At 52.6% G+C, this 9121-nt stretch carries 5 protein-coding genes and 1 pseudogene; 4 read left to right on the plus strand and 2 right to left on the minus strand.

Annotated elements, in window-relative coordinates; all coding sequences use genetic code 11:
* The first annotated feature begins 287 nt into the window (after positions 1-287).
* From ACUU1M_RS16790 to yegI, 3 genes are read left to right on the plus strand one after another with little or no spacing between them, the layout of a single operon-like run.
* On the plus strand, positions 288-947 hold the full coding sequence (locus tag ACUU1M_RS16790; RefSeq protein ID WP_000003200.1) for a vWA domain-containing protein: 660 nt from the start codon (positions 288-290) through the stop codon (positions 945-947).
* Positions 944-1705 carry a PP2C family serine/threonine-protein phosphatase gene (locus tag ACUU1M_RS16795; RefSeq protein ID WP_000119071.1) on the plus strand — a complete coding sequence of 254 codons (762 nt, stop codon included), beginning with the start codon at positions 944-946 and terminating at the stop codon, positions 1703-1705. The genes ACUU1M_RS16790 and ACUU1M_RS16795 overlap by 4 nt, the downstream gene beginning before the upstream one ends.
* Positions 1702-3642 carry a protein kinase YegI gene (gene yegI / locus ACUU1M_RS16800; protein WP_152029025.1) on the plus strand — a complete coding sequence of 647 codons (1941 nt, stop codon included), beginning with the start codon at positions 1702-1704 and terminating at the stop codon, positions 3640-3642. Before ACUU1M_RS16795 ends, yegI begins: the two co-directional genes overlap by 4 nt.
* Before the next feature lie 11 nt (positions 3643-3653).
* Here yegI and yegD read toward each other — a convergent pair whose 3' ends face one another.
* Complete coding sequence (gene yegD / locus ACUU1M_RS16805; protein WP_152029024.1) at positions 3654-5000, minus strand: molecular chaperone; 1347 nt, start codon at positions 4998-5000, stop codon at positions 3654-3656.
* A gap of 133 nt (positions 5001-5133) precedes the next feature.
* On the opposite strand from yegD, the gene alkA reads away from it, so the two are divergent.
* Positions 5134-5982 (plus strand): DNA-3-methyladenine glycosylase 2, encoded by an 849-nt coding sequence (gene alkA / locus ACUU1M_RS16810; RefSeq protein ID WP_000275665.1) that lies wholly within the window; start codon positions 5134-5136, stop codon positions 5980-5982.
* 109 nt (positions 5983-6091) lie between these two features.
* Here alkA and ACUU1M_RS16815 read toward each other — a convergent pair.
* Positions 6092-8972, minus strand: a pseudogene (locus ACUU1M_RS16815) (diguanylate cyclase); the annotation flags it as partial.
* Between the last annotated feature and the right edge of the window lie 149 nt (positions 8973-9121).

Genomic DNA, 9121 nt, shown 5'->3' on the forward strand with positions numbered 1-9121 from the left:
GGATCATGGACGACTGGGGGCAGTAATCATGCCGGGTCTGGCTGGCTAACACCCCATTATAAGGGGTACGAATAAAGTAACGGGGGAAACCTCTCCCTAACCCTCACTCCTGAAATTATGTCACTCCGCCCTTAGTGTCAATCGACGGCTCTCCGTTCTTGCGAGGCGAATAGCAAAATTTTCTGCGCCGCCGGGACTAATTCTGAAAGTTTCTTCGTTTGCTCTTATTTCATTATTGCAGTCGGTATGATACCGGACCTCAATAATTCTCTAAGAAAGGATTTCTTATGAGCGAACAAATCACGTTTGCCACCAGCGATTTTGCCAGTAACCCGGAACCACGTTGCCCCTGCATTCTGCTGCTGGATGTTTCTGGCTCGATGAGTGGCAGACCTATTAATGAACTTAACACCGGATTGGTTACCTTTCGCGATGAGCTGCTTGCCGATTCGCTGGCTTTAAAAAGAGTGGAACTCGGCATTGTGACGTTCGGCCCGGTGCATGTGGAACAACCCTTTACCAGCGCCGCTAATTTTTTTCCGCCCATCCTGTTTGCCCAGGGCGATACACCAATGGGTGCGGCCATTACCAAAGCCCTGGATATGGTAGAGGAGCGGAAACGTGAGTATCGTGCAAATGGTATTTCGTATTATCGCCCGTGGATTTTCCTGATTACCGATGGTGCACCAACCGATGAGTGGCAGGCTGCAGCCAACAAAGTGTTTCGGGGGGAAGAAGATAAAAGGTTTGCTTTCTTTTCCATCGGTGTTCAGGGGGCGGATATGAAGACTCTGGCACAAATCAGCGTTCGTCAGCCTTTGCCTCTGCAAGGATTACAATTCCGTGAACTGTTTAGCTGGTTATCCAGTTCGCTGCGTTCGGTTTCCCGCTCCACGCCGGGAACGGAAGTTGTGCTGGAAGCGCCAAAAGGCTGGACGTCAGTGTGAGCTGGCGTCTGGTTTATGCATCCGCTGTTGGAACGTCGCACATCAGCGCGGACTTGCCTTGCCAGGATGCCTGCCAGATGCAGGTTGCCTGGCTAAATGACCAGCAGCCATTACTGGTGATGTTCCTTGCTGATGGCGCAGGTAGCGTTTCGCAGGGGGGCGAAGGCGCGATGCTCGCCGTCAATGAAGCGATGGCTTATATGTCGCAAAAAGTGCAGGGTGGGGAATTGGGGCTTAATGATATCCTCGCCACGGATATTGTGCTGACCGTTCGTCAGCGACTTTTTGCCGAGGCGGAAGCCAAAGAATTAGCAGTTCGCGATTTTGCCTGCACGTTTCTGGGATTGATTTCATCGGCTAATGGCACCTTGATTATGCAGATTGGCGATGGCGGCGTGGTGGTGGATTTTGGTCACGGTCTGCAATTGCCGCTTACGCCGATGGTGGGTGAATATGCCAATATGACGCACTTCATTACCGATGAAGATGCCGTTTCCAGACTGGAAACTTTCACCAGCACTGAGCGTGTGCATAAAGTTGCAGCATTTACGGATGGTATCCAGCGACTGGCGTTAAATATGTTGGATAATTCTCCGCATGTGCCTTTCTTTACCCCGTTTTTCAATGGACTGGCGTCAGCAACGCAGGAACAACTCGATTTATTACCTGAATTGTTAAAGCAGTTTTTGTCCAGCCCGGCGGTAAACGAGCGTACGGATGATGATAAAACGTTGGCACTGGCGCTGTGGTTACCATGAAACCCACTTTATATACTGCTACTGGTGAGTGCGTTACGCCAGGCCGTGAACTGGGCAAAGGCGGTGAAGGCGCGGTTTATGATATCAATGAGTTTGTTGATAGCGTCGCCAAGATTTATCACACGCCGCCACCCGCCTTAAAACAGGACAAACTTGCCTTTATGGCTGCGACAGCTGACGCGCAATTGTTGAATTATGTCGCCTGGCCGCAGGCAACGCTTCACGGTGGACGAGGCGGAAAAGTTATCGGTTTTATGATGCCAAAAGTTTCTGGTAAAGAACCGATTCATATGATCTATAGCCCGGCACATCGTCGTCAACGTTACCCTCATTGTGCGTGGGATTTTCTACTCTATGTTGCGCGCAATATTGCTTCATCTTTTGCTACGGTTCACGAGCACGGGCATGTCGTGGGTGACGTAAACCAGAACAGTTTTATGGTAGGTCGCGACAGCAAAGTGGTGTTGATTGATAGCGACTCCTTTCAGATTAACGCCAATGGCACACTGCATTTATGCGAAGTCGGCGTGTCGCATTTTACGCCGCCAGAGCTACAAACCTTGTCGTCATTTGTCGGCTTTGAACGCACAGAAAATCACGGTAATTTTGGCCTTGCGTTGCTAATTTTTCACGTCTTGTTTGGTGGCCGGCATCCTTATTCTGGTGTGCCGCTTATCTCTGATGTGGGTAATGCGCTGGAGACGGATATTACCCATTTCCGTTATGCCTACGCGTCAGATAATCAGCGACGTGGTTTAAAACCGCCGCCACGATCGATTCCGCTATCGATGTTACCGAGTGATGTTGAAGCCATGTTTCAGCAGGCATTCACGGAAAGTGGCGTGGCAACCGGGCGTCCGACGGCTAAAGCGTGGGTAGCGGCACTTGATTCTCTGCGCCAACAGTTAAAGAAATGTCCCGTTTCGGCAATGCATGTTTATCCCGCTCATTTGACCGACTGCCCGTGGTGTACGCTGGATAATCAAGGCGTTATCTATTTTATTGATCTCGGCGAAGAGGTCATTACCACCGGCGGGGATTTTGTGCTGGCAAAAGTCTGGGCGATGGTGATGGCGTCAGTAGCACCGCCAGCATTGCAACTGCCATTACCCGATCATTTCCAACCGACTGGCAGGCCGCTTCCTTTAGGCCTGTTACGGCGCGAATACATCATTCTGCTTGAGATCGCACTGTCAGCATTATCGCTGCTGCTTTGCGGCCTTCAGGCAGTACCGCGTTATATTATTTTGGTTCCTGTGCTGGCGGCTATCTGGATTATTGGCAGTCTGACAAGCAAAGCGTACAAAGCAGAAGTTCAGCAACGCCGTGAGGCATTTAATCGTGCGAAAATGGACTATGACCATTTAGTCCGCCAGATCCAGCAGGTAGGCGGCCTGGAAGGTTTTATCGCCAAACGGACGATGCTCGAAAAAATGAAGGACGAAATTCTCGGGTTACCGGAAGAAGAGAAACTCGCTCTGGCAGCACTTCATGACACTGCAAGGGAACGGCAGAAGCAGAAGTTTCTGGAGGGATTTTTTATTGATGTTGCCTCTATTCCCGGCGTTGGCCCTGCGCGTAAAGCGGCGTTATGGTCTTTTGGTATTGAAACAGCAGCAGGTGTTACCCGTCGTGGCGTTAAGCAAGTTAAAGGGTTTGGTGATCATCTGACCCAGGCGGTCATCGACTGGAAAGCGAGCTGTGAACGCCGTTTTGTGTTCAGGCCGAACGAAGCGGTAACGCCAGCAGACAGACAGGCGGTAATGGCGAAAATGGCCGCCAAACGACATCGGCTGGAATCGACGTTGACTGTCGGCGCGACAGAGTTGCAGCGATTCCGCCTTCATGCTCCAGCACGGACCATGCCGTTGATGGAACCGTTACGTCAGGCGGCAGAAAAACTGGCTCAGGCGCAGGCTGATTTAAGCCGCTGCTGAGCCATTTTCTTTTAACGAAATACCACTTCCGCCCAGCGTGCCAGCCCGGCGGTGACGGAGCCAAAGTCATCGCCGCCTGCAATCGGAATGCCCGGCAACTGTTCTGCCAGCGCTTTTTTAATCAGCGGAGAACGGGCGCTACCGCCGGTCAGGTAGATAACGTCCGGTTTTTCCTGGGCGTTATCCAGGGCCAGTTGCACCTGTTCCAGAATCCGCGCCAGTGGCTGGCTGAGGGCGCTTTCCAGCCCTCGCTGGCTAATCAGCGTAGCCAGTTCATTGCTGATAAACGGCAGTGAGGCGCGGGTTTCCGCTACGCTTGAAAGAGCAATTTTGCACTCTTCTGCGCTACGCACTAGGCGATAGCTTAAACGCTGACGCCAGACTTTCTGTAACAGGGCCACTTTTTCCGGTTCGCGGGCATCGCGTACCAGATCGTTAAGCAGACGACCGTTGGCACTACTGTAGAAATCACTCTGTGCAGGAACGTCGTTGATGGCAACCGCATTCCACCACGGCAGGATCGGCAGGGCGATGCCTTTTTCGGTTTCGCCACCCATACCCAGCAGTGGCATCAGGTTTTTAAACGCTAGGGCGATATCCAGATCGTTACCGCCAATACGACAACCACTGTGACCCAGCAGACTGGCTTCACGATCGAGACGCGAACGCCACTGCGGCCCCATCAGCAGCAATGAACAGTCAGTCGTACCACCGCCGATATCCACCACCAGCACCCGTTTTTCTTCCTGCAAGGTGGCTTCGTAATCCAGCCCAGCCGCTACCGGCTCGTACTGGAATACCACATCCTTAAACCCGGCACGCTTCGCCGCGCGTTCCAGAATCCCCTGCGCCTGGGCGTTTGCTTCATCGCCGCCCAGCTCCTGGAAGTTGATCGGGCGACCAATCACCGCCTGAGTAATCGCTTCTGGCAGCTGCGCCTGCTGGCGAATGTGCAACATCATTGCGCAGACCAGATCCTCAAACAGCGCTACCTGCTGCGGTTTTAAGCCGCTGGCACCGAGGAACGATTTTGGTGATTTCACAAACCACACTTCTTCTGGATCATCAATGTACTGTGCCAGTGAGGAAAGACCGAACTGCACGCTTTTCGCTGTAACATCGATATCTTCTTCGCGGTTATAACGAATCGCCCGTCGTAACAACGCCTGCGTTTCATCGTCGTCTGCCGGAACGTCATGATGGCGGTACAGCCATTCGCTTATCGCTTCACGCGTTGGCGCGCAAAGCATTGAAGGCAGCAGCGTGCTGTCGTTTTCCATTTTTAGCAAATGCGGTTTACCGTCACGCATGACCGCCACTGAACAGTTTGCTGTACCGTAATCAAAACCAATAAACACGAAATAATCCCCATGCCGGTGAAGAAGGGGCGTGACTTTAGCGAAATGTTGCCGTCGCGACAACCGGAATATGAAAGCAAAGCGTAACGTCTGAATAACGTTTATGCTGAAAGCGGATGAATAAGGAGATGCGATGTATATCCTGAACTGGCAGCCGCCGTATGACTGGTCGTGGATGTTGGGATTTCTCGCCGCCCGTGCGGTGAGTGGTGTGGAAACGGTCGCGGACAGTTATTATGCCCGTAGTCTGGCAGTGGGCGAATATCGCGGCGTGGTGACTGCTATTCCGGATATAGCCCGCCATACTCTGCACATAAATTTAAGTGCAGGTTTAGAACCCGTTGCCGCTGAGTGTCTGGCGAAAATGAGCCGCCTGCTTGATCTGCAATGTAACCCGCAGATTGTTAACGGTGCGTTGGGCAAGTTAGGCGCGGCGCGGCCCGGATTGCGTTTACCCGGCAGTGTTGATGCTTTTGAGCAGGGCGTGCGGGCGATTTTAGGCCAACTGGTGAGCGTGGCGATGGCGGCAAAATTGACCGCCAGAGTGGCACAGCTTTATGGCGAACGGCTGGATGATTTTCCGGAGTATATCTGCTTCCCCACGCCTCAGCGGCTGGCAGCAGCCGACCCGCAGGCATTAAAAGCGTTAGGTATGCCGTTGAAACGGGCAGAGGCGCTGATTCATCTGGCAAATGCGGCGCTGGAGGGCACCTTACCAATGACAATACCGGGCGATGTGGAGCAGGCGATGAAAACGCTGCAAACTTTTCCGGGTATCGGGCGCTGGACGGCGAATTATTTCGCCTTGCGCGGCTGGCAGGCGAAAGATGTTTTTCTGCCGGATGATTATCTGATTAAACAGCGATTTCTGGGGATGACACCGGCACAAATCCGCCGTTATGCCGAGCGCTGGAAGCCCTGGCGTTCTTATGCGCTGTTGCATATCTGGTATACGGAAGGCTGGCAACCAGACGAAGCATGACGTTGGTCGCCGGAAGCGGTGCGAGCGCCTTATCCCGCCTGCGGAATGAGCGATTTGTAGGCCTGATAAGACGCGTTAGCATCGCATCAGGCAATGGGCAAACGCTCTCTCAGTTAATCGCGAAATAACTGCTATTCACCAGCAAATCCAGAGGTTGGGCATCGGCAATCACATCACCATAAATCAGATCGACGCCGATGCCAGAAAGCGTATCCATCACTAAGGGTAAAACGACTGGCCCGGCGATGGTTTTCATCCCGAGTCGCTGAGCGTGCCCCTGAATAATCGTAATCAGCATCTCATCCATCAAATTACCCTGCACGTTGGCGCATAACTCACCATCAAGTAGCAGGTAATCTGCCATATTCGCTTTCAGCGAGTTGAAGATTTGCAGATCGCGGCCCACCTGGCTGAGCACTATCCGACATCCCGCCAGCCGCAGTTTTTGCACGCTTTCTGCGTGATCTAAAATCGCTTCAGCCGGAATAATCAGATGTAATAACCGTGGTGGTAGAGGGCTATTTTCCAGCTGCTCAAGCAGATCATTCACCAGCGTGGCGCTACTCAAACCGGCAACGGAAAGGGGGAGGGCGATGCTTATGCCTTTACTGGCAACCGCTTTTGCGGCCTGCTGGAAAAATTCGTGGAATACCCGTCGGTCAAGAGCATGGCTAAGTGCCGGATCGCTGAAGCTACGACGAAATTTTTGTTCATCAATAATCTCGCCTTCGCAACTCCAGAGCTTAAGTGAAATCAGCCACAAATTACGCGCTTCCGGGATCCGCGGCGAAGCGACACCGTGGGCGATCATCATCAACTGATTCTCTTTAATCATCCGCCACTGTTCATCAAGCGACATCGCCGCCCGTTCGCTATGTGCGGCAGCTTGCTGTGGTTCGTAAACCGTCACCCGGCCCCGTCCACCATTTTTGGAGGCATAACAGGCGATATCAGCCTGCGACATCACTTCTGCCGCCTGATGATTGTTGTCATCAATCAAGGTAATCTACCCGATGCACACGGCCTTCCCATATAAAGTGATAATCATTCACGGCACTGATAATGCGTGTAGCGATAAAACGCGCACTTTCGATATTACAGTCTGGCAACAGTAGACCAAATTCATCACCACCGAGTCGCGCCAGCACGTCGCTGGAGCGCAGCATACTCAGCATCAACGACGCCAGTTCGCGCAGTAAAGCGTCACCCGCCGCATGCCCGGCGCTGTCATTCACCGCTTTAAAGCGATCAAGATCGATAAACACCAGGGCATGTCGCTGATGTGTACTGTTTACCGTTTGCAGCAGGATACGCAGTTGCTTCTCAAAACTGGCGCGATTGGCGAGATGCGTCAGTGCATCATGGGAGGCGCTGTAGCTCAGCTGGCGCAGCATTTTGCGTGATTCGGTGACGTCCTGAATCACCAGTACCGAGCCTATATTGCTGCCGTCCAGAGTACTTAACGGCGTAATACTGTAATGCACGTCGTAACTGCCGCCGTTCCGGCAGTGCAACACCACATCTTGTTCAATCGCGGAACGTGAGGTGTCGGCACTGTAAATGTTCTCCATTAATGGTCCGTTGTCGCCAAAAGTAATATGCAACACCGTCAGGAGCGGAACACCTAATGCTTCTTCCTGCGTCCAGCCGCTCATCTTCTCCGCCGCTGGATTCATAAAGGTAATTTTCATCGCCATATCAATACAGACCACGGCTTCACCGATGGAATCCAGCGTAATGTGCAGGCGCTCTTTTTCCTGAAACAATGCCTCGTTAAGCTGTTTAACCTCGGTCATATCCATATTAATGCCGAGCAAGCGTTCGACTTCGCCTTCTTTATTCAGTACCCGGTTGGCGAGGGCGCGGATATGGCGGATGCCATCTTTCACGGCAATGCGAAATTCCAGCTTAAAGGGCGAGCGTGATTGCAACGAATCACGAATCACTTTTTCGGCATGCTGGCGATCTTCCGGCAGCACGCACTCGTACCACACCTGCCAGTTCGGTTTGATATGCGGAGGAATTTCATACAGCTCGAACATCCGCTTATCCCAGCTAAAAATATTCGGCTTCAGCTCCCACTCCCAGATGCCAATCCCGCCCGCTTCGTTAGCCAGCGTGATGCGCTCCATCAGTTGCTGATTCACCTGTTCGGTGCGTTTTAGCTCGTTAATGTCTTCAATCTGAGCGATAAAATAGAGCGGCGTGCCATCCGTGTGGCGCACCAGTGAGACGGCAAGCAACGCCCAGACAACATCGCCATTGCGGTTGTAGTAGCGTTTTTCCATTGAATAGGTGTTTATTTCACCGCTTATCAGCTTTTCAACCTGTTGGAGATCTTTATTGAGATCCTCCGGCCAGGTCAGTTGCTGAAAGGTGAGTCCGCGCAGCTCTTCCTGACTGTAACCGAGAAACTGGCAGAGTGCTTTGTTGGATTGCAGCCATTGTCCCTCGGTGCCCACTAACGCCATACCGATAGCGGAATATTCCATCGCGTTCCGAAAGCGGGTTTCGCTTTCGGAAATGTGTTTGCGTTCCGCACGAAAGGCATATATCACCATGGTCATGATGTTGGCGGGCAGCAGGATCAGCAAAAACGGTAGCCACGGCATATGGCTCATCAGGTACGTACGCGGCGTAGCAAGCAGGGAGGGATCCGCGGCCATCATCAGCGACACCATCATCACCGTGGTAAGGAAGATCAAAAAGGCTTCCATTCGTGGCAGGCGCACGGCGCTCCACATCAACAGCACAATAATGAAAGTAAAAGGCCACGGCAGATACAGCATCGAAAGCCAGCTTAACGTCAGTGTGATGGCTAACGTGAGCAGCGACTCAAAAAGCAACCGTGGGTTGCGATGGCGCAGCAGATAGTGTGGTTTAAATAACAATCCCAGCGGCACCAGTGCCAGAGCGCCGATGGATTCTGACAGTACTCATATCAAAAATGCCCTGAGAGGATCGTCTCCGGGCGTCAGCAGGACAACCAGCCCCGTTACTTTATTCGTACCCCTTATAATGGGGTGTTAGCCAGCCAGACCCGGCATGATTACTGCCCCCAGTCGTCCATGATCCGGGGGGTGATGTCACCGGGTCTGGTGGGGCGCTGGTAACCGCTAATAGGGGTCAGGTCAGGCAC

The sequence above is a fragment of the Shigella sp. SIG6 genome, assembly GCF_053555815.1.